At 42.7% G+C, this 19,787-nt stretch carries 31 protein-coding genes, 1 tRNA gene and 1 pseudogene; 14 read left to right on the top strand and 19 right to left on the bottom strand.

The window, feature by feature from the left end; all coding sequences use genetic code 11:
* Nucleotides 1-164: 164 nt before the first annotated feature.
* Nucleotides 165-458 carry a DUF3493 domain-containing protein gene (locus tag PUQ00_RS14110; protein ID WP_300417382.1) on the bottom strand — a complete coding sequence of 98 codons (294 nt, stop codon included), beginning with the start codon at nt 456-458 and terminating at the stop codon, nt 165-167.
* A 33-nt stretch (nt 459-491) separates the two neighbouring features.
* Here PUQ00_RS14110 and PUQ00_RS14105 point away from each other — a divergent pair.
* A tRNA-Thr gene (locus tag PUQ00_RS14105) sits at nt 492-563 on the top strand.
* A gap of 1,091 nt (nt 564-1,654) precedes the next feature.
* Here PUQ00_RS14105 and PUQ00_RS14100 read toward each other — a convergent pair.
* Complete coding sequence (locus PUQ00_RS14100) at nt 1,655-3,298, bottom strand: hypothetical protein (RefSeq protein WP_300417379.1); 1,644 nt, start codon at nt 3,296-3,298, stop codon at nt 1,655-1,657.
* Nucleotides 3,299-3,508: 210 nt separating this feature from the next.
* Between PUQ00_RS14100 and PUQ00_RS14095 the strand changes: the two are divergent.
* Together PUQ00_RS14095 and PUQ00_RS14090 are read left to right on the top strand one after the other, a co-directional pair.
* Nucleotides 3,509-3,625 (top strand): annotated as a pseudogene (locus tag PUQ00_RS14095) (transposase); the annotation flags it as partial.
* A 139-nt stretch (nt 3,626-3,764) separates the two neighbouring features.
* On the top strand, nt 3,765-4,001 hold the full coding sequence (locus PUQ00_RS14090) for a hypothetical protein (RefSeq protein ID WP_300417378.1): 237 nt from the start codon (nt 3,765-3,767) through the stop codon (nt 3,999-4,001).
* Between the two features lie 288 nt (nt 4,002-4,289).
* Here PUQ00_RS14090 and PUQ00_RS14085 read toward each other — a convergent pair whose 3' ends face one another.
* The 8 genes from PUQ00_RS14085 to PUQ00_RS14050 all read right to left on the bottom strand — a co-directional run bounded on the left by PUQ00_RS14085 (nt 4,290) and on the right by PUQ00_RS14050 (nt 10,418).
* Nucleotides 4,290-4,655, bottom strand: a complete 366-nt coding sequence (locus PUQ00_RS14085) for a hypothetical protein (RefSeq protein ID WP_300417376.1) — start codon at nt 4,653-4,655, stop codon at nt 4,290-4,292.
* 73 nt (nt 4,656-4,728) lie between these two features.
* Nucleotides 4,729-5,067 (bottom strand): hypothetical protein, encoded by a 339-nt coding sequence (locus PUQ00_RS14080; RefSeq protein ID WP_300417374.1) that lies wholly within the window; start codon nt 5,065-5,067, stop codon nt 4,729-4,731.
* 6 nt (nt 5,068-5,073) lie between these two features.
* On the bottom strand, nt 5,074-5,505 hold the full coding sequence (locus PUQ00_RS14075; RefSeq protein WP_300417371.1) for a hypothetical protein: 432 nt from the start codon (nt 5,503-5,505) through the stop codon (nt 5,074-5,076).
* Between the two features lie 31 nt (nt 5,506-5,536).
* Complete coding sequence (locus PUQ00_RS14070; protein WP_300417368.1) at nt 5,537-5,890, bottom strand: hypothetical protein; 354 nt, start codon at nt 5,888-5,890, stop codon at nt 5,537-5,539.
* A gap of 388 nt (nt 5,891-6,278) precedes the next feature.
* Nucleotides 6,279-7,229, bottom strand: coding sequence for a hypothetical protein (locus PUQ00_RS14065; protein WP_300417365.1), 951 nt, complete (start codon nt 7,227-7,229; stop codon nt 6,279-6,281).
* 5 nt (nt 7,230-7,234) lie between these two features.
* Nucleotides 7,235-9,622, bottom strand: a complete 2,388-nt coding sequence (locus tag PUQ00_RS14060) for a hypothetical protein (RefSeq protein WP_300417362.1) — start codon at nt 9,620-9,622, stop codon at nt 7,235-7,237.
* Nucleotide 9,623: 1 nt separating this feature from the next.
* Nucleotides 9,624-10,052: a hypothetical protein gene (locus tag PUQ00_RS14055; RefSeq protein ID WP_300417360.1), complete on the bottom strand. Its 429-nt coding sequence runs from the start codon at nt 10,050-10,052 to the stop codon at nt 9,624-9,626.
* A 9-nt stretch (nt 10,053-10,061) separates the two neighbouring features.
* Nucleotides 10,062-10,418 (bottom strand): hypothetical protein, encoded by a 357-nt coding sequence (locus PUQ00_RS14050; protein WP_300417358.1) that lies wholly within the window; start codon nt 10,416-10,418, stop codon nt 10,062-10,064.
* A 486-nt stretch (nt 10,419-10,904) separates the two neighbouring features.
* Between PUQ00_RS14050 and PUQ00_RS14045 the strand changes: the two genes are divergently transcribed.
* Together PUQ00_RS14045 and PUQ00_RS14040 are read left to right on the top strand one after the other, a co-directional pair.
* Nucleotides 10,905-11,093, top strand: coding sequence for a hypothetical protein (locus PUQ00_RS14045; RefSeq protein WP_300417355.1), 189 nt, complete (start codon nt 10,905-10,907; stop codon nt 11,091-11,093).
* A 53-nt stretch (nt 11,094-11,146) separates the two neighbouring features.
* A complete protein-coding gene (locus tag PUQ00_RS14040; protein WP_300417353.1) occupies nt 11,147-11,353 on the top strand; it encodes a hypothetical protein in 207 nt (68 codons plus the stop codon).
* Nucleotides 11,354-11,476: 123 nt separating this feature from the next.
* On the opposite strand, the gene PUQ00_RS14035 is transcribed toward PUQ00_RS14040, so the two are convergent.
* From PUQ00_RS14035 to PUQ00_RS14000, 8 genes are all read right to left on the bottom strand, one after another.
* Entirely contained in the window at nt 11,477-13,954 is a 2,478-nt protein-coding gene (locus PUQ00_RS14035) for an AAA family ATPase (RefSeq protein WP_300417350.1), read from the bottom strand.
* Between the two features lie 239 nt (nt 13,955-14,193).
* Nucleotides 14,194-14,478 (bottom strand): hypothetical protein, encoded by a 285-nt coding sequence (locus tag PUQ00_RS14030; RefSeq protein ID WP_300417348.1) that lies wholly within the window; start codon nt 14,476-14,478, stop codon nt 14,194-14,196.
* 22 nt (nt 14,479-14,500) lie between these two features.
* Nucleotides 14,501-14,806 carry a hypothetical protein gene (locus PUQ00_RS14025; protein WP_300417346.1) on the bottom strand — a complete coding sequence of 102 codons (306 nt, stop codon included), beginning with the start codon at nt 14,804-14,806 and terminating at the stop codon, nt 14,501-14,503.
* A gap of 7 nt (nt 14,807-14,813) precedes the next feature.
* The gene (locus PUQ00_RS14020; RefSeq protein ID WP_300417344.1) at nt 14,814-15,023 is read right to left on the bottom strand and encodes a hypothetical protein; all 210 of its coding nucleotides are present in this window, start codon (nt 15,021-15,023) and stop codon (nt 14,814-14,816) included.
* Between the two features lie 4 nt (nt 15,024-15,027).
* A complete protein-coding gene (locus PUQ00_RS14015; protein WP_300417341.1) occupies nt 15,028-15,408 on the bottom strand; it encodes a hypothetical protein in 381 nt (126 codons plus the stop codon).
* Between the two features lie 53 nt (nt 15,409-15,461).
* The gene (locus PUQ00_RS14010) at nt 15,462-15,737 is read right to left on the bottom strand and encodes a hypothetical protein (RefSeq protein ID WP_300417339.1); all 276 of its coding nucleotides are present in this window, start codon (nt 15,735-15,737) and stop codon (nt 15,462-15,464) included.
* A gap of 35 nt (nt 15,738-15,772) precedes the next feature.
* The gene (locus PUQ00_RS14005; protein WP_300417336.1) at nt 15,773-16,030 is read right to left on the bottom strand and encodes a hypothetical protein; all 258 of its coding nucleotides are present in this window, start codon (nt 16,028-16,030) and stop codon (nt 15,773-15,775) included.
* An 83-nt stretch (nt 16,031-16,113) separates the two neighbouring features.
* On the bottom strand, nt 16,114-16,344 hold the full coding sequence (locus PUQ00_RS14000; RefSeq protein WP_300417333.1) for a hypothetical protein: 231 nt from the start codon (nt 16,342-16,344) through the stop codon (nt 16,114-16,116).
* A 104-nt stretch (nt 16,345-16,448) separates the two neighbouring features.
* On the opposite strand from PUQ00_RS14000, the gene PUQ00_RS13995 reads away from it, so the two are divergent.
* Nucleotides 16,449-16,775: a KGK domain-containing protein gene (locus PUQ00_RS13995; protein ID WP_300417331.1), complete on the top strand. Its 327-nt coding sequence runs from the start codon at nt 16,449-16,451 to the stop codon at nt 16,773-16,775.
* A gap of 412 nt (nt 16,776-17,187) precedes the next feature.
* Nucleotides 17,188-17,424 (top strand): helix-turn-helix transcriptional regulator, encoded by a 237-nt coding sequence (locus PUQ00_RS13990; protein WP_300417328.1) that lies wholly within the window; start codon nt 17,188-17,190, stop codon nt 17,422-17,424.
* Nucleotides 17,425-17,430: 6 nt separating this feature from the next.
* Here PUQ00_RS13990 and PUQ00_RS13985 read toward each other — a convergent pair whose 3' ends face one another.
* Nucleotides 17,431-17,577 (bottom strand): hypothetical protein, encoded by a 147-nt coding sequence (locus PUQ00_RS13985; protein WP_300417325.1) that lies wholly within the window; start codon nt 17,575-17,577, stop codon nt 17,431-17,433.
* A 162-nt stretch (nt 17,578-17,739) separates the two neighbouring features.
* Between PUQ00_RS13985 and PUQ00_RS13980 the strand changes: the two genes are divergently transcribed.
* The 7 genes from PUQ00_RS13980 to PUQ00_RS13950 all read left to right on the top strand — a co-directional run bounded on the left by PUQ00_RS13980 (nt 17,740) and on the right by PUQ00_RS13950 (nt 19,786).
* The gene (locus tag PUQ00_RS13980) at nt 17,740-18,045 is read left to right on the top strand and encodes a hypothetical protein (RefSeq protein WP_300417322.1); all 306 of its coding nucleotides are present in this window, start codon (nt 17,740-17,742) and stop codon (nt 18,043-18,045) included.
* Between the two features lie 30 nt (nt 18,046-18,075).
* Entirely contained in the window at nt 18,076-18,441 is a 366-nt protein-coding gene (locus PUQ00_RS13975; protein WP_300417320.1) for a hypothetical protein, read from the top strand.
* Nucleotides 18,442-18,451: 10 nt separating this feature from the next.
* On the top strand, nt 18,452-18,625 hold the full coding sequence (locus PUQ00_RS13970; RefSeq protein ID WP_300417317.1) for a hypothetical protein: 174 nt from the start codon (nt 18,452-18,454) through the stop codon (nt 18,623-18,625).
* An 87-nt stretch (nt 18,626-18,712) separates the two neighbouring features.
* Nucleotides 18,713-18,943 carry a hypothetical protein gene (locus PUQ00_RS13965; protein ID WP_300417314.1) on the top strand — a complete coding sequence of 77 codons (231 nt, stop codon included), beginning with the start codon at nt 18,713-18,715 and terminating at the stop codon, nt 18,941-18,943.
* The gene (locus PUQ00_RS13960; RefSeq protein ID WP_300417311.1) at nt 18,936-19,097 is read left to right on the top strand and encodes a hypothetical protein; all 162 of its coding nucleotides are present in this window, start codon (nt 18,936-18,938) and stop codon (nt 19,095-19,097) included. Before PUQ00_RS13965 ends, PUQ00_RS13960 begins: the two co-directional genes overlap by 8 nt.
* 105 nt (nt 19,098-19,202) lie before the next feature.
* Nucleotides 19,203-19,565 (top strand): hypothetical protein, encoded by a 363-nt coding sequence (locus tag PUQ00_RS13955; RefSeq protein ID WP_300417308.1) that lies wholly within the window; start codon nt 19,203-19,205, stop codon nt 19,563-19,565.
* Complete coding sequence (locus tag PUQ00_RS13950) at nt 19,562-19,786, top strand: hypothetical protein (RefSeq protein WP_300417305.1); 225 nt, start codon at nt 19,562-19,564, stop codon at nt 19,784-19,786. Before PUQ00_RS13955 ends, PUQ00_RS13950 begins: the two co-directional genes overlap by 4 nt.
* Nucleotide 19,787: the final 1 nt, after the last annotated feature.

Below are 19,787 nucleotides of genomic sequence, written 5' to 3'. Positions count from 1 at the left end.
AGTGGCGGGTCTGAATCCCCCACTGATTGCATTCTGACTCCTGAATTCTGACTTCTGAATTCTTCTTCAATTTTTATCTCTTGATATTTTAATCTTGATAAAAGCATTAATAAATTTGAAGAATATGAAGATATCTAAAAAGTTAACAGCTAAAATTTCTCCCTTCAGGAATTAGGATTTTTACCCGATTGGGGGTGTCGTTGCCGTCGCTGTTCCCAGCGCCAGAGAAAGACCATTAGAGCAACGATCGCTACTTGGAGAGCTAAACTAGGCAAAGCACTCTCAACATCTCGGCCAGCAAGCGCTTGGAAGAAAAAGACGAATGCGCCGAGGAAGCCAGAAGCACCAAAAGCGATGTAGAAAAATTGTCGTAAGCCGCGATAAGGAGCGGCTATTTCTGCTTTCAGGCTGGCATATTGTTCAGGGTTAAGGCGTTTTTTGGTATTTTGATCCACCATGATTAAATCATGTTATACTCTTAGATTGTGTACGCCGATGTGGCTCAGTGGTAGAGCAGCTGATTCGTAATCAGCAGGCCGTGGGTTCAAATCCCATCATCGGCTTGGATTTTTAAAAATCATATCTTTATCTTGACCGATTTTTGACCATTTACGCTCAAAACCTGTGGTGATCGCACTACTCAAATGCTACTCATTCAGAGGAGTAGACTCTTAATCTATTGGTTGCGGGTTCAAATCCCTCGTCACCCACCTTTTCAGCCACTCCATTTTTATCCTTGACTAATTCTTGCCTAAATGGAGTTTGCGCCAACCTCTGAAAGCCTTGTCTATCAAGGGTAAACAACACTAAAGCTTTGACTAATTTAAATAAAAACGCTTACGCAAGAGTGGACACGCCCTTATTGCCCACTGGACAGTTAAAATGTGACGAAAACGGAATTAGGCAAGAATCCATATTATCGATAAAGAAGGATTTCGATAATATAGATTTTTTATAAATGGAATCGATAATACAGGACTTACGCAACTGGCATAGTGCGATCGCTAGTAATAGTACATCTGCATTGATTTAGCGAGAATGTGTTTGATTGGCAGGACTTACGCAACTGGCACAAGCAATGGTGCGCGAAGCGCACCGAGCGCCCAAAAACTACACAAAAGACATAGCAATATCTGGACGTTTTAGTTGCTCAATTAAATACAGGACTTACGCAACTGTCACAAGCTTGACTTTTCACGGGATCTGGAAAACCTCACTTCTATTTCTCTCTCCTAATACGAGAGAGACTTTGAATTTTCCCCCTTAGAGCGTCGGGAAGGAGGTTAGGTGTTTCGTGGTTTTTCCACATAACGTGAAAAGTCAGATGGACAAAATTAAAAATATTTTGAGTATTTTAACTGATTGACAAAAGGTATTTTATCTTAACCTCTCACAGATGGCCTTTGGGTGGACTTGTAGATTATTCCCGTTAATGAGAAAAATAAAAGAAATCAAGACCATTCCATCACAGCTACTGCAACCCTCATTAAAATCCTTATGCCATAAAACTTTTAAGTTTAATGCGCTTTTCTGTTTCAATGATACTTGTACCTTGAAATCAGGGGTTTCGACCATTTCGCATGGGGGGAGTGAATAATTACATTATCTTCAGTTTCCGATTAAAGATAATTAGGAAGTGACAAAAAATGTGGTTTTAAACTTCCACTAATGAGCCAATGTTTATGAATTTACCTACGACATTATCGAGCTTGATAAACTTAGTTGAATCCTCAAGTGGTGTTTCAAAGTTACAAGCAATGATGCTGTAGTCTAGTGTAGTTGTGTCAGGGGTATACCGTAAAGCGGTGCTGGACTGTGTAGTAATATAAATACCGCCACCTTCTCCAGACTTGTAATTATTAGAACTGAGTTCGATTCCGAAAGCTCTATTCTGCTTGATAGTACTGTTGCCTACTTTGAGGGTACCACCAGCGTTGTAGATGCCACCGCCAAAGTGTGCCTGATTGCCACTAATACTGCTATGGTTTACGGTAATAAAGCCGTAGATATAATCGCTACTGCCCTCCGATTGCCCGTCTTGCTGGTTGTAAATGCCGCCGCCACCGCCGCCATTGGAGCTACCGGATTCCGCAGTATTGTTATTAAGAGTACTGTAGTTCACCGTAAGTGTGCCGCCATCGTTGTAAATGGCGCCGCCGCCATTGTTTAAGCGGCCATAGTTGAAAATGCCGAAGGCACTGCCACCACTGAAGCTACTGGATTCCGCAGTATTGTTATTAAGAGTACTGTAGTTCACCGTAAGTGTGCCGTCATAGTTGTAAATGGCGCCGCCGCCCTCATCGTAACTGGAGTTAAGGAATTCCGCAGTATTGTTATTAAGAGTACTGTAGTTCACCGTAAGTGTGCCACCGTTGTAAATGCCGCCGCCACCGCGGAAATTTCCGAAATCGTTGCCAACGAATTCCGCAGTATTGTTATTAAGAGTACTGTAGTTCACCGTAAGGGTGCCAATGTTATAAATGCCGCCGCCGCCCTCGTCGGAAGCACCGGATTCCACAGTATAAGTATTGTGATTAAGAGTACTATGGCTCACTGTAAGGATGCCAAAGTTGAAAATGCCACCACCGCCCTCGTCGGAACTGGTGCCACCGGATTTCACAGTATTGTTATTAAGAGTACTGTAGTTCACCGTAAGGATGCCAATGTTGTAAATGCCGCCGCCGCCCTCGTCGGAAGCACCGGATTCCGGAGTATCAGTATTGTTATTAAGAGTACTGTAGTTCACCGTAAGTGTGCCATGGTTGTAAATGCCGCCGCCACCACCGGTAGCTCCATATCTGGAGCTACCGAATTCCTCAGTATTGTTAGTAAGAGTACTGTAGTTCACCGTAAGTGTGCCATCGTTGGAAATGCCGCCGCCACCGCCGCTAGGGTTGTAATTATTGCTAACGAATTCCGCAGTATTGCCAGTGAGGATGCTATTATTCAAGGTAAAAACGCCTTCATTGGAGATAGCACCACCCCCTCCCGTGCCTTTGTAGCTATTGGTAATAGTCAGTCCGTTAATCGTAGCTATCGCACCACTAGCAATATCAAAAACTCGTGTTGCGCTATCATCCTTAACAGTTAATAAGTTCGGATTTGTACCTTGAATGGTCAAGTTATCTGTGATACTCAGACCACTGCTAGTTAAACTGATGGTATGAGCGAGTCCATCATTAAACAGTCCACTGAAATTGATGATGTTTTTTCCTGTCAGGGCATTAGCATCTAGAATTTCTTGCCGCAGTGAACCTGTACCACTGTTGTTGGTATTAGTAACGGTAAATGTAGCCATTAATACGACTCCGATTGTGGGTAAGTGTATAAAAACATGACTTAGGCAACTGGCACAGCGCGATCACATTATTATAGTAGATATGTACTATAAAGAAGTGGCGTACTCAGAGGACATTGCTGAAATTAGTAACAGTAATCGGCTGTGTTAAGTATTCATCAAATCATGAGAAAATTAGCTGAGGATGCATAAAATAAATCCTCTAGGTTTATGAGATTTACTAAACTTAATTATTACCAGTACTTATTAAGTAGTCAGATTAATTATACTCTAACAAATTTGGCGGAGCATTTAGAGCAGATCAGTCATGATAAAATCAACTTATTTAGTTCAGCAACTAAAACGCCCGGATGTTCCCATGTTTATTGCCTAGTTGTTTGGCGCGCGGCACGGCTACACCGCGCTATTGCTTGTGACAGTTGCGTAAGTCCTGAATATATCGTCAAATGACAAAAACGGAATTTTGATGAATGACGATGATTACAAGGTAATAGGGCAAGCACTTACCCAACTCACAGAGGCAGACCTCCAAAGAATTAATGCATTGTTGCTTGATGCTGCCTCGACAAGAAACTTTACGGCATCTCGTTTATATCAAGAAACCTGGAATAATTTTAGTGCCTCTGTTAAACCGCTTAGAAAAATCCGTAATGGTTTTGAGAGGTTGCCTTTGGGTGGAGCAGATCAAGAATTGCTAGAGTGAATCCCCACGCATAATTCGGCAGGCACTGTATGCCGAATTCAAGAGTGAACCCTCAAATAATTACTTTTGGGGTTGTGGCTGCCAAACTTTCAATTACCCTGAATCCCCAGTGAGTTTTTTAGCTGCTTTCCAAGCATCAGTGCAATTCCACGCTTCTACATAAGAATTGTGTAGATGATTGCATAGCCCGCAAGCATTACTTTTTTCACCGATTCTAGTGGTTAATCTCCAATATTCAGTTTTCTGCCTTTGTGAATCAAGGAGTTGCAAAACTTCAACTATCATAAATTATTCACCACGGGGGGTATTTTGATTGCGAATTAAATAAGCTTTCATCTCAATCTGTTCTTGATAAATATCATTTAATTTATGAATTTGCTCTTGATGGATATTATCTAATTGATGTTCTATGTCTTTAAATCCACTAGCAATGCCGCTTGAGATTTGAATTTGATTATTACGTAAATGATTGAAATCTCGCTCCTCATTTACCCTTTTTTCGGTAGCAGCCGCCGCTTGCTGAATAGCTTGTTGTCTCTCAAGGTTAGATTGTTGCTTTTCAAATTTTTGTTTGTCGCTCCATCGAAAAAACCAACCGGAAGCGGCAACAATCAAGGAAAGTGCAAAGCCAGCAAAGCCCAAATCAAATTTCATAGAATGAAATTAATTTCTAAGTATTTATAAATTCCCAAATTTTGAAGGTGCAATCTTCTAAAGATTTTGGAGTTTATCCTTGTATCCACACCCCAACAGATACAGTTTTAAAATAAACTGGAAAACTAATATCTATTGAGTAATTAGAGATAGCTTGAGGAAAAAAGATAATATTTCCTCCAAGCCCAATTTTTTTAGAGAAAGTAACCCAGGGGATTAAGTCTAGTCCGGTTAAGACTTTCTGATCTATCCATGCCCCGGTGTACCAAGTCGGTTTAGCGTTCTCTGTGGAAATTTTAATTGCAACAATTTGGGCATTGAGAAGACTTGGTATAGTGAATATAGGAATGGAGCCACTAGCATTCGTAAAGCTTCCATTCCCAACAGAAGTCCAACCAGTAGATAAATCCATTTGTTACTAGCTGCGTCCAGTAACACGAGTGCTATTAGCTAACCCAGTAAAAGTAGCTCCCTTGCTCTTAGTATTGTTAACACCAGTTTCCGGAATCATTTTGTTAACTATATCAGCACCAATAGTTGCATCTTTAGATTCTGCGTAGTGTAATTTGATGCGATAGTTTACAGTCCCTAATTTGGCAATTGCTGTGGCAGTCTTGAGAACTCCAGCACGAATTAATTCTTTAATAGGTGTTAAAGCCTTGCCTGTAGCTTTGGTAAGAGCTACTTCCGTAATCCCTGTAGCTGTAGCAATTGGGCCTGCTGTATACATTCCAGGACTGACCCGAAAATAATAAACGTCAGTTTCAGCTGGTGTACCTGGTTCACCGCCCACACCTGGAGTAGCAGCAGTGACTACTACTGCCAGCCTTGCAATACCATAAAGTGCCATTTTTTATCCCCTTTCTTTTATTGACGGATGATTATGAGAAAGTCAAGTGTTCTGGAAGCACACTGCTGACAATTGGTTGTCCTCTAAAAGTTGAACCTGCTAAAGCCAACCCACCAGCTATGTGATCTCGTCCGCACACGAGCTTAGAGCGCTTACGAACTCCGTTGATTTTGTAAGAAATAGCTATATGAAAGATAATTCCGGCGTTTAGTCCAGCTTTCAACGTCAAGTGATCTGTGCCAGCGGGTAGTGCACCTGTTACTTTGCTAATGCCAAGGACTGTTCCAACCGTGCTGTTGGCGGATTCATACTCATCAGGCAGAATCATTACATAGGTTTTGCCACCGCTAGTAAGAGTGTGTGGTAGCTTCGCAACTGTTGCCATTTTCTATACGTTCCTTCGCTTTGGCTGTTGTAAAACCTTTATAGCCCTTACAAATGACGCACGAACGTCATGGAACCCTATAGGGTTCCATAGTACGTTTGACGTGCGAGTCAATACATCAAAACTTGCATACGTATTACTTAAGAAGCGAATGTATTAAAAAGTAAATAAAAAGATTATATTCAATTGAAATAGAAAGTAATTAACAAATGGTTGCAAAAATTTTAATGTATTTTTAACATTACTGATTTTTAAATATAGATTTGGCACTTATTACAATCTCGTCAATTAAAACTAAACCTTTCGTCAATTTAAATAAAACCTTTCGTCAATTAAAATTAAATTTCTCGTCAATTAAAACTAAATTTCTCGTCAATTAAAATTAAAGTTAATGTACTAACGGTATGTGTCGATGTGTTGTATCTACTAAGTAAATAGGTTTCTTAACTAGAGGTATTTCAAGATACGCATATCGAAAACGAACGTTAGCATTTGGGCGAAACTTTGGTGGAATTATTTCTTTCTCATACACTAATTGTTCGGGTGGTGTAATAGTATTGTCTCTCAATGGTTCATGTGTGCTGAGTTTATTTTGGTCATAAACTGTTTCGGTGCATTCTAGCATTTTTTCAATTATTGGCAATGCATCACTTTCTAGATGTGCATAGATCATAAGTCTGTAACCATTAACCGGATCAGTGTATCGATAAATATTTTTTCCTTTAGTAAACTGTATACCTTCCCCATTGATAACAAAGAACTCTTTTATCAACGTTGCCAATGTAGTAGCCTTTGCTTTAGTGTATGTAGCAGCAGTTTCTTTTATAAGTCGAAAGCTATATTCTGCGTCTAACCTTGATGTGCCGTGTGGAACACTTGCAACATCCTGTGAAAAATAGAAATAAACTCTTGGATGTCCTGCAACGGGTGGGGCAATATCGTTAGTTGAACCATTGTAAACAATCAGGTTGCTGTTGCCATAACCAAGGAGGTCATAGAACAACCTATGTCTCATGGCTGTCATCAGTTCGTTTTCGCCTGGTAGCATTGTGCAAGCTACTCTTAGGCTGCTTCTAGCAGTTGCAATATTTGGCTTCCAGTCATTAGGCAAGTCACTAAAAAATAACCTTACCGCTGCATTGTGTTGAGGTAGATAAACCTCTTGCAAATGTAAAAAGGGATTAAAGTTTTCTGGTAGTTCATCCTCTAGTGGTTCTGCTGCTTGAATTGTTGGCGTAAAAGGCGTGAGTGTTGCACCAGTAGCGACATTTGATGTTAGTGGAAATTGTTTTCCCTGGTCATCTAGTGCTGGTACAGCAACTCCTGGTTGGTCAGTCATAGTTTTTAGTCATTGGCATTAAATATATCATCAATTGTGGCTGCAATAATATTAGTGCTATCAGCCTTAGATTGTTCCTCACTCTTAGTAGTCACCGTCGGGTCTGGCTGAGTTAATCCGGGCTGATAGTGTATAATATTTCCTAATCGGTCGTGCAATGGATTCCCATCTTTATCAACTGGATTTTTTTGGTCAATCTCCTTAATTAAGGCATTAGTGCTGTTATTGATTTCAATTGCTGCTGCTGTTAATCCTATTGGAATAGCCAGCATCATCTGAATAGTATTCGCCTCTGATGTAGCAGTATTAATAAAATCAAAGAATTTACCTTTTAAATTTGGTTGTGGGTTCATAAATGAGTATGCTTTTTGTCCAATCACACCCCATATTTTTAAGGCGTTGCCAACTTTGGCAACGTTCCCCCCAATCATTTCTAATCCAGAGGACAGCAAACCAACCGCATTGCTAACCTGGTTGAAAACGTTGATTCCTGCCTGATAGATTCTATTAGCCTTCGCCCAATCAGTTGTTAATGTTGTGTAGTTATCGTGCCCAATTGCCGTTTCAATGATTTCGTTTATCTCTTTGCCAATTACGTTGCCAATGTCAATAGGTTGTCCATTAATCCCTTTTGGCAGAATGAATCCTACACATTGGTTAATGATTGTACCTAGTGTTTGAGCAAGATTATTACTGAGCATCAAGCCATTATGCACAGTCACAGCAAACGTCATCAGATTAAGCGCTTTTTCTACATAAGTATTAGTGGCTATTACTGTTATAAGTGCAGTCAGCGAAGTGAATTGAGCCGCTATAAATCCTTTGAATCCAGCGAATAAACCAGCAGTAGTTGCATTTATATTTGCTCTTGTACCAGCGTGTTGCTGGATTATCAAAGCCTTTAAACCAGCATCATTGTATGGCACTGCATCGACTCCATTTTTACCATTAATTCCATTAATTCCATTCTTCCCATTAGTCCCATTCTTCCCAGGGAATCCTACCCCCGGTCGCCCATTCTGACCTGGTGCGCCATCCTTCCCAGGAGTACCGGGAATTTGCACAACTGTTGTAATTCCCGGCGCTCCATCAATGCCGTTACGCCCATCAATGCCGTTACGCCCGTTAATGCCAGGGATGCTGACGCCGTTTTTGCCGTCTTTACCATTAAGTCCATTTCTGCCATCAACACCGTTACGCCCGTTAATACCAGGAATTCCCCTTACTCCCGGTTCACCTCTCAAAACTTTTATCCCTCGAAATAAAGCAAGAACGGCTGCGGTTGTGGCGACCGCTTCAGCCGCCCGAACTCCCGCATTTACTGCTTCATTTTTTGCTTCTGTTGCAATATCTACCGCCCTAGTCGCTAAAACTGTCGCTTCTCGTCCGATGTTAAGAGCGTTGTTTGCAATCCCCCTAACATCAATAATCCCTGCGGTATTGGCAGCTATACGATTCTGTAACCCAAGTAATTTACCCAGGATGCCGGACACACTTGCGTCGAGTGCTTCCAATCCACGCTCTACAGCGTCAATGCGTTCGCCAAGGACTTCAAGAGTCTTAATTTGGGCAATTATTTCTTGAATTGCCGCGATGATTACAAAAATTTCGGCAATCTTGGCAGCAAATCCCAATACCTTTGCAAGTGCTTCCCCTGCTACAGCTTGCGCCGAGCGACTAATACCGACCGCCTCACCCGCTTTTGCTAGCGCTTCTCCGACCGTACTGGAGAGCCTTCCTAATGTTTCCTGAAAAGCCGCGAACCTGCTACCTACAGATTCACCTAACGATGTAACATCTTGTTTAACTTGCCCTACCAGCCCACGAACACCTTGCACCTCTTCTTTTGTAGCCTTCGCTGCTGCTTCCGCTCTCGCTGCATTAGCCTCCGCCATGATTGGCTGCAATTCTCTTCTATAAGCTACATCTGAAAGAGCATTCTTTAGTTCTGATGATAATTTGGCATCAGAAGTATCGATTTTACCAGTAAGTAGACTGTCGCCATAAGTCCTTGCGTTTATTTCTTTCTGCAATTCACTCAAATTGTTATAAGCGTCTCTAGCAGCTTTATCAGCCGCAGCTTTAGCTTCAGCAGAAAGGTGCTGTACGGGTGGTAATTTTCCTGCTGTATCATCAGCAATGTTTTTGGCTTGTTTTGCAAGTCCTTTTGTTAAATCAATATCTATTTTTAATCCTGATGTCTGTTGTACTACAATTCCATCTACAAGCAGAAGTATTGCATTTTTAGCCTGATTGATTATGGCATCTACATCTACTCGCGGAATCCGCGCAATTTCTGCTTTCAAATCGTTAATTTGTGATTGTAGTTGCTGGCAGCAATCACACTTTCCAGCACAATTTAAAGCTTGCTGGAGATTAGAAATAGCGCTCATATTAACTACAATTTCTATTCATTATTTGACTAGATAAACTTTCGATTTGCGCCCAATCTGCATTGCTGACACATTTACCGCTACAGCCCGTGCCACAGGCGATTTCACAATCACTGAGAGAACTGTATAAACCTGGAGTGCTGTATACGTTTTTGTTTATACAACTTCCATTAATACAGTCAAATGCATCAATCGGAGCAGGGCAGCTATTACTGCTTGAAGCAATAGTTACCTCAATTGCTCCTGGATTATAAGTTGCAAGTACTATAGTTCCATTAGTGCCATCAACTCGCAATTCATAGGTGCTTCCTGGTCCAATTACAACTTTATAGGCAGTTTTGTAACTTCCGTCAGGAACGGTAAAACTGCCAACATCCGAACCATTGTTATAACCAGGTGTGAGGAAATTAACAGTTAGAGTGCAACTCATAATTTTCTATTAATAATCATCCGGGTCAATTGTCGCGCCGCCATCAATCTTTGTAAGGCTCAAGGTTATTTGGTCTTGCCTGTATTCAGTATTGTCGGTTCCCCTTGTTGTAAAACTTGAAAACCCTTTTGCAATTATTAAGGATTGGTCGATATTGGAATCAAAATTAGCTTGAGAAAGATAATTTTGGGCGTTAATCGTAACTGCAACTAAATGACCTTCTGCTGTAGCTGTAGAAGGATTTGCTAAACCTGCTGCCTGTAGCGCTGAATCAGGAATGAACAGCCCAGAACTTGGAGCTGCTGCGCCGCTTGCCAGTCTGACTGTTCCTGTTCCAAATGTTTGTACAAAAGTTGGTTCTGGCATAAGAAATAAAACGGATTTGATAGGTGAATAAATCCGTTGTAATCGGTAGCCAAAATTATGTAAATGTTCTACTTTTATGTAATTTCGGAAGTGTTTCTACCGACTCCAAGTCTTGCTGTATCTCAGATTTAGAGATCAGGCTGTTGTAAATATGGAGAACTATACCTGTTTTACCTTCTTGCGAGGTTAAACAAGAACTTGGCTTAATTTACACTGCATTTTTCCCCCGCATTTATACCTGAGAATACAATGTAAAGTTTTATCAAGATATTCTGATTTTAAGACTGCACGCGATGCCTGCTGCGGGCTACGCCTACGCACTTTAAGTAGGCAATTGTATTTTTTATCTACTATCCTGAACCAGAGTAGATAAAACCAGAGGGCATCATGACAACACCAGACTATTTTGAGAGATTAACCAGCCTTTTTCAAAGTGCGTAGGCGTAGCCCGCCGCAGGCATCGCTTCCACCAAGGAAAATGCCCAGTTGAGAGATGATAACGCCCAGTTAAAAGCTGATAACGCAGATTTGCTTTCCAAACTGAATGCAGTCACTTCGTCCTTGAATCAAGATGAGCAAGAAAAAGCGACTACGGCAACGAAGTTGGCTGGATTGGAGCAACTTCTTACACAGTATGAATCAATTTCCGCTCCTACGGTTCAAGCTCAGGCATAAAGCAAAATCTTTCCTGTCTCAAGTGCAATTACATTTTTAAATCGGAGAAAAATATGCCTACTGCAACTAAAGAAACCACCGTTCAAGAACTGATTCAAGAATTACAAAACTTTCCAAGTGATGCACCCGTTTCTCTTAAAGATGGTCTCGGCGAGACATTTAGTGTCGCTGGGTTTGAGGCTGGGTCTGACAGCGTGACTATCATCATCTCTGAGTATGGTGATGACTATGACGATGATGAGAGCAGCGGCGGGCAATAAACCCTTTTTACAAGAAGGTTTTGGCTACGTTAACAGTAATGTTGTCTCATGCCAGCAACAGCTAGCATGAGCTTTTTTATAGTTTTGCTCCCCAAGTCGATCGCACTCTGCCGAATTATAATGTCAGGCTTTTACCAATTGGTGCGGAAAGAAGGCTTTAGCGAGGGGCTTTTTGCCATCGTCGCACTTAAGCCAAATGCCATCGGCTCTAATGGTGGTAATGGTTGCAAAGGTGTCCTTGCACTTACCAACCAGAATTACCACTTTGTCGCCCAGGCTGAAATCGTGCCTGGGCGACTGTTCGCAACACCGCAAGTCATTAAACTTTAAACTCCGTATTCCTCGCCCAGGAACTTTACAGCTAACCTCAAGCAACTCATTGTTAATGTTAAATGTCTTTACCTCTAGCTTCTGCGACAGACTCCAGTAGCTAGCTTTCTCCTGGAGCAGTGGCAGGATGGGTAATTCTGGTGAGGAGGCTTGTAGTACGCAACTGTTGTCATCGAGGCGATCGCAGTTAAGTGCGATCGCCTCATGATCACCTTGCGATCGCCTTGACGGATCACCTTCTGAAAGACTTGCTGACTCTGCGTTTTCGGCTAAGGTGATCAGGTGATCTGTCTGAACATTGATTTTTGACTCTGATTCGGGATTTGATGAAATTGCAATTTCTGGTGTACTTAGATGATCACCTTCAGAATTTACTGAAGAGTTTGTAGTTGAAACGCTCTCTGTATACTGGTTGGTATTGTGGTTGGTAAGGTGATCCGCCAAGGTGATCATAGAGGTGATCACAGGTGATCCATTGTTTTTATACACATCATCGATTTCACCGTTGAACTCACCCTGATAAGCGTTTGAGTCGTTTTCAGAGGTGATCCGCGTAGATGATGTTATTGTTACGCTTGGTAACGGATTCTCTGTACTACAATTTTCCGAATCACGAGCTATGTAATACAGCTTCTTCGTACCACTAACGCTTCTTTCGTCAAGGCTTATTATTCCGTCTCTGGCTAATTGCGATAAGCAACGCCTCGCGTTACCACAAGTAGTACTGATATAGTGAGCTACTTCCTCGGCTTCAAATTTCTTGTTGGCGTGTGACTGCAAAAATTTGACTATCTGGTCTTTAGTGGGCAAGTCCGGGGAACCTAACTCTTGTCCAACTTCCTCTAACAGGGAGAAGCTAAAATTCTCTTCATTGAAAAACAGGCGATAACTTGCGGGAAAGCGACGAGAGCGTGACTTCTCAATGGTGAGAATTTTCTCTTGAACGTTGGCACTGGGATTAGTGTCTTTCTCAAGTTTGATTACTTCTGAGACAGCATTTTTAATTGCCGTAGACCCTCTGGCTTGTCCGTTTCTGTTGGTATGGTGAACGATGACTACTTGTATCCCAGTTTCAGCAGCAAATTTGTTTAGCTCCAGAATGGGGCGGGAATATTCTGTCCTGTTTTCGTCGTAAAGTGAGTAGCGATTAACAAAGGTCAAGGAGTCGATCATTACGATCTCAGGCTTGAACTCAGCAGCATCTTGGTAAAGAGTGGGCATAGCGTCCGTATTCCAGCCAAACCGAACTTCTGTTCTTTCTCTAACTTCTGTACCTGGCTTGAATCCGCGTTTGTTCAAAGCCTGAAGCATATCGTGTTTTGACTCGTCTCCCTGGTAAATAAGAACCCGCCGCCCATCGGAGGTCGCGGGGAAGCCATTCCAGTTTTCTCCGTTGGCTATGCAGTAGAGCAAGTCATAAAGCCATTTGGTTTTACCAACACCACCATCTGCAATTAAAAGTGTTGTGGATGCTTGTGGAAGTATTCCGCCCAAAAGCCATTTCCTTCCCTCTATGCCCACTTCCTCTTCAAGTTCATCTAAGGTCTTACGTGGCTCGACTGTGGCACACAGCGATTTCATGTACAGGTCTTCAAGATCCTTGAGATTTCTTCCAGGGGTGTTATTAGCTAACTCTTGAAGCATGTATAATTTGGTGCATGGATTAGATATTTTCAGGTGAATGTTCTCTAGTTCACTGATTAGTCTATTGCAGTTCCGGGTGAGGTTTTCTTCTTTTGTGGGGGCAATTGGTGCTGAGATTATTTCTTTGGCTTCGTTTTCAATTGCTACACAGGCATCTAGCCATTCTATCTCGGTATCATAAGCTATACTCTCAATTTTATTAGACCTTTTGATTGCATCCCTACGAGCGGCTCTTTCGATAATTTTGGCGGCTAAACTATCAATACTGTTTCCACTAGCTTTTATGTTGAGAGTATTATCTAGTGTGTTTTTAACAATGTCAGCTAGTGCGCTCCTACCACCAATTCTTGCTAACATTTTATGCTCTGATAACCAGCTAGCAACATGCAATAAGTCTGTTGGCTGACCCTTTTTATGGAGTCTAAGACAGGCTTGGTAGATATCTTTGTGTGCGCCAACGTAAAAATGCTCTGGACTTAATCTATCTTCAACTCGACAGATTGCACTCTCTTCATTGATTATTGCACCAAGCACGTATAACTCAGATTCAATCTCGTGTGGTAAGATCCTGTTGTTGTCAGGTTTAAAGCTTAGTTCTTGGGTATAAGTGTAGGGGATTGCTATCATTGCTCTGTCCCCCGATTAGATAGTTTTGAGTTACTTGATGTGGTAGAATATAGGGAAATAACGGCTATTCTACCGCTTAATCTTGTTAAGTATTTAGTCATTTATTTTTAGTAACCTTTCTTTTTGGATTCACTAATTTCTCGTTAGTGAGTTTTTTTTTGCGTGTGATAAATCACTTGGTTGCTATTGAAACATTGAGATTAGAAAGGGTCGATCGCAATGAAATTTTGAGACACGCGCTAAGACTGCTTCCGTGTGTTCATCAAAAATTGGGTATTCTCCTTTAAACACTCAATGATTTTTGGGTTGTTTTGGCACATGGCTGGTAGATTTTCCAAGAAGGCAGCCGCTAACTGTATTGCCTCAAATCTCTGTAACTTGAGTTCAAGTGATTGTACAAAATCCACAAAAAGGCACAATCGCGTCCCTAATTGTTCCGATGCTTGATGCAGTTCGGGACTGACGAAAGCGATCGCGTCCGGGGTAACTACGATGGCTGCTTTAATTTCTTCTTCTCTAGTCATGGTTGGAAAGGGTCGAGTGCATTCACTTTAAAAATTCATCGGGATGCAATTTGCGTTGCTGCTCTTGCTGCTTTTGCTCCTCTAGTAATTTGAGAATCTCTTCTGCGGCGAATGAGCGATCATAGTGTGGCAGTCCGGCACTGGATATGGCCGCAAGCAAAACTTGGACTTTTTCTTCCTCATCGATGTGCAAAGAAGGCAGCAAGTTTAACATCAGCCTTGCATATGCTCTGACTTCCTTGTGGGTAAGCTTTCCGCTTTTGTCGTTATCCCTGATTTTTTCAAGGAAGCTGACGATCGCTTTGGGTGAACCGTCGAAACCAAACATTTGATTTTTAGGGAATAGGGGGTGGGGAATCGGTAAGTTGTAGGAATAGGAGAAAATTGTCTAATTCCTCCTCGGTCAGCAGCAGCCGCGATCGCACCCCGCAATATTTCATCAAATGCTCTTGACCTTGGGCTTGTGTCCAGCCCAATCGCTGCATCTCGGTGTCTGTCTTGCTTATTAGGTTGTCGAAGTTTTCGTATGTTGGCTTTTCGGTCATTGCCTTAGAACCCGTCTACGATTTCTGCTTCTGAGACTAATTCTTCTTCAACCTTCACCGCAGAAAGTAGGTTGTTAAATTGCGGCATTGGAGGCGCGTCTGGTTTTATGCCCTGAGTTTTTAAAAATTCGGCTGTCGCGTCCCACTCACTACGAGCTTTAGTTAGTTTTTTCTCAAGTGCATAGCATTCCCCCCGCAAGATTGATCGGGCTTCATAAAGCTCCTTAGCTTTGGGCCCAATTACTTTTATGGCTTCGGCTCTTAATGCTGTAACCACTTGTTCAAGTGTTTCTTCGTCTTCTGGCTCAACGGTGAAGCCAATGCGTTCGTTGCTGTAATCTCCAATAGAAATTAGGAAGTGAGCGTGAATTAGTTTGATAATCATGGGTTTATTGGGTATTAGTCATTGGGCATTGGGCATTGGTTGGGAGTGAGGAATTAGGGGTCAGAATTAACTCCAGTTTGTTTGGGCTGCTGTTTGTTTGCGGCTGAATCTATCCAGAGTGCAATCTCGTATAACACCGAGGTTCTCTCGCGATAGCTTAGTTGGGATAGCCTGTGGCGTGTTTCAGCCGAGAAAGCAGATGTTCGGTCTTCTAATATTTCAGAGATTGGCTCATCGTCATGCTTGAGGGATTCAGCGATCAAGGATGAGAGGTCAAGTAAATAAGGCTTGCAAAGTTCTAGCAGAAGGTCTTGTTTATCCTGGGTCATGAGTTGGGAGTTGAGCGATCGCTAAACTTGGGTGGTTAGTTCGTCGAACGTTGGGTATTACGGCGTCCTTGGCGTTTTATCGTTGCCGCTGTCTCCGTGAGATGCTCCATCAATAAGGGGTTGCGTTGAAAAAGCTCTGGTAAGTTATGCAACGCAACGGCTGCTACCGCTATGGATTGATTGAGATTTAATTCTGGGTCAACAGTGTGGATGTAGTCGATAAATTGGTCTAATTCGTAGATGGCTAGAATTTTTGCATCAACTACACTTGATGAGATTTTTCGTTTAGTCATTGCTCGTTAATCATTTGTCACTTGTCATTTGCCCGATCGCACCTCTCCCTCAGCAATCGATTATTCGTGGCGATCGCACTCCATCACGCAACAGGGGTGAAGTCAACGTAATAGTCAGCACCCGGCGTAAACTGAGCCGATGCCTGTGGGTTGTCGATTTGGAGTTCAATCTGCCCGGCTGGTGTCGCTTTCCAAAACGTCAAGTTTTCTTCGGTGGGTGGGTTGGTGGTTACAGGTGTGAGGATAACTGTTGCTGCACCTTCTTCATGGTCAGTTTTGTTCTGTTGGCAAGTAAATTTGGCTCTGACAGTCATTGTTTTTATTCCTTAGTAATTGGTGGGAGATGGGAAAACTTAGGGAAGGCGGATCGAGTTGGTAGCTTGATCCGCCAGTTTCTATACCGAAAGAGAAAATCGAAATGAGTGACGAAATTTACTTGGAGAACGATGATGTTGTGTCTGTTAGTCAGGCAGGATTTAGCCTTTCAAATACAACGACATCAACAGTTAGTGAAATCAAAAGTTTCTTGCGAAAAACTTGGCCGGGGGATTTGCATGGCTGGATTTTTGATGGAATAGCTTGTCGGGTTCTGTCGGGTGGTAAGGGATGGCAAGCCGGAAGAATTCGATTGCGGCTGGAGTTTACGCCGAGTAAACCAAAATTACCTGAGCAAAAGCCTTCGACAGCTACTAGTGAGCCAGTATCGCCACTAGATGATCTCCGATCGCAACTCGATATCGAATGATCACAGATGCGTCGCCTGCTATCAGATAGAGCCGATCGCACTTAGATATCTAATCCATTCTCCATAGGGATTAAAGATCCACTATGCGGGGATTCTTCAGCTAAAGGCATTGTAGAATCCCCGCATTTTTGTTTAGTTTTGTTTTTTTTTCCGGTCATAACAGTTTTTACTGGTTTTACTAATTGGCGCTCCAAGGGTATTAGCTTGACGGAGCGGGCTACTGCATAAAAATGCAGAACAAGCTACATCAGTCACTCCGTAAGTTCTCGCTCAAAAGAAGCGCTCATGAATGGCAATGTAATGGATGGGCGGAACCGTTTACCAGACACTTCCGCCCAACGTTCTTTACCATCCGAACCCAGCAAGGTTCCGTTTAAACGGAACCTTGTCAAGGTTCCGTTTTTAGTATAGTATGACGGAAGAGAAAAGATCACTAACTCCAATGGATTTGAGAAAGCGTGTTGGCTTAACTCAAAGGCAAGTTGCGCTTGTCCTTGATAAAAAAGTCGCAACCATCAGCGACTGGGAAAGAGGAATAACGAAACCTCGGTTGACGTTTTCCGAGACCAAAAAGCTGATGGAGATTTATCAATGCACGCTTGATGAACTTATCAAAGCTTACGAAAAACAGGCATTACAGCCTGAATAGTTTGCTTCACAAAGTAAAAGGCAGGTTTTCTCTGCCTTTTACTGCCACGAATACTGCACCCCAAACTAGGCAGAGATAGCAGCCTGCCAGCAATGAGCGATCGCAAAGACCTGCTAGGGGAAACGTACCTGATGCCCAATGTCTAATGCCCAATGTCTAATGCCCAATGACTAATACCCGACTCCCAACCAGACAGAGATAGCAGCCTGTAGCCGTAGCGCAAAAGAAAGACCTGCTAGGAGTTGAGAAAAGAAAAAAGCGACCACTACTTGAGAGCGATCGCCTTCGGATGAACAGCATTAAAGGTAAACAAAAATGAATGCAACAGACGCTATTCGACGAGAGATGTCTATTTTCACCCTTTCGCAGACAACAGGACTGGCTTCCTTAGTCTTCCTCGCTTGGCGAGAAAAAACCTCTGTCTGGGATCAATGGAGCGAATGGGGTTTTGCCGACATCCCCGAAAACACAGTTAGCTTGTGCGACTTGCTTAGTGACCAGCAGCAGCTAACACTAGCAGCCGACATTGCGATCGGCTTATTAAAGGAAATTCTCGCGGCGAATTTGGAACAAGAAAACATTGAACCCATTGCTGTGCAAAGGATTGAAGCACAAAATTAACCCACATTATTGAGCGACTATTAACGCACTATGACCGATCAACAGATTAGCGATAAACCACTTAACGGGCAACGATCAAGCATCGTTAACAGCCGGAAAGGCAAGAAGAAGGAGTGGAAGGACTTAACTATAGACCCACTCTCAGAGGGTTATGACAGCCATCAAGCTGACTATGTGGTGGGTAAAAACCCAATTACCTGGGCATTGCTCGAAGTCGGTCAACTATTCTCGCGTTCAAAAAGCGGGAAGAACTTGCACATCAAGCTGAATGATGGTCGCGCCATTTGTTTGGATAGCCGACGTCCAATTGAGTTTAGGCCAACAATCCGCAACTCTCAACAGGTTTGGGTTGTGACTAATTTCAACTCAACCTCTGCTTCAAAAGTTGATTATTAAGGAGATTTACATGATTAACGAACCAGATTATTCAGATCCCGCTTACTGGGCATCACAGGGAATCGAAATAATTGTCATCGACTCTGAAGACCAAGAAAGTGTTAATGCCGGTTTTGAGCAGATTGGGCAACGCCTCCAACAAGCATTGTCCGAAATTAAACAAGCCGATGATGCTGATTTTTAAAGGCGATCGCCCATCTACCAGGATCGCGATCGCCCACCGATACGATGTAGCCCCGCCGCTGCAAAAACTAAACATCATCAAAATTATATGACCAATCAACCCAATCCCAGCAACGAGATCCATAACGTCGGCTTCCCAGAAGGGCAGCTACTAGGCAATGGTGCAACTGTAGGGGAGTGCGCCAACATCTCAGCCGCTTATCTTCAGGGAAAACCACTGCCGACTAGTGATAACGAAGTTATCAACCGGATATCAGACCGCCTCACCGAAACCAGCGGCTACGGCGAGTACAGCGAATGGGAGAAAAAAAATGACTGAAGACACCACTGGCAGCCCTTGGCTGATTGCTGCTATAGCTATTTCTGAAGAATTAAAAGAACAACCTCCAGAAGTACAAGCAGCAATTCGGCGGATGAACAAGAAAATTTACCCCGAAACTTGGAAAGCTACACCAGAGAAGGAGCAGGAGTGAATCAAATAAGCATTCTTATTTGCATCATCGGCGCTCTAGTTATTGCGATCGCACTGTGCAAAGCGGACACTAACCGTCCCTTCTACCTGAAAATCGAGGTGCAGTATGGCAGATGAGCAAAAAATTGTCGTAGAGGTTCCGAGGGAACGGGGTTATTCCCCTGTAACTAGTACAGCCGAACTGTCAAAGCTAGAGATATTCAAAAAAGGATGGGTTTCGGCGATCGTGCTGCCAGACAATCTGCCAGACTTAACTTACACCCTTGTCTCAACAGTAGCAATTCCCGCTTTATTAAGTAGCTGCTGGGTAAGTATACCCATGCCTGGGTTTATCCGCCTGGGGGTGTTGGGGGTATTAGTGATGGCGGGGGTTATCGTCATGTACTTGCGGCAAGTCGTGCCAGAGGTCAAAGATATTTTGCTCTTAAGGGTTGGGTTGGTTGCTGTGGGGGTGTTGCTAGGAATATGACAACCTACAAAATTAAGTATTGGGATAACGAGGGGCAAGGAACTACTTTGATTAATTCACCTGGTGAGTTGGAAGCAGACAAAGCAGCCAATTTAATACAGGAGCAGTTACAGGAAAACGGGATTGAGACTAGCACAGTACAAGTGGAAGTATTCAGAGAAATCAAAAATCCTTTAGATTTACTGGTAGCAAACATCCAAAGATTGGGATTCGGGGGGTAAA

Origin of the sequence: Nostoc sp. S13, assembly GCF_029379315.1 — a bacterium.
GTDB lineage: Bacteria > Cyanobacteriota > Cyanobacteriia > Cyanobacteriales > Nostocaceae > Nostoc.
The sequence above is the reverse complement of the archived record's forward strand: the minus strand, read 5'-3'. Positions and strand labels throughout refer to the sequence as shown.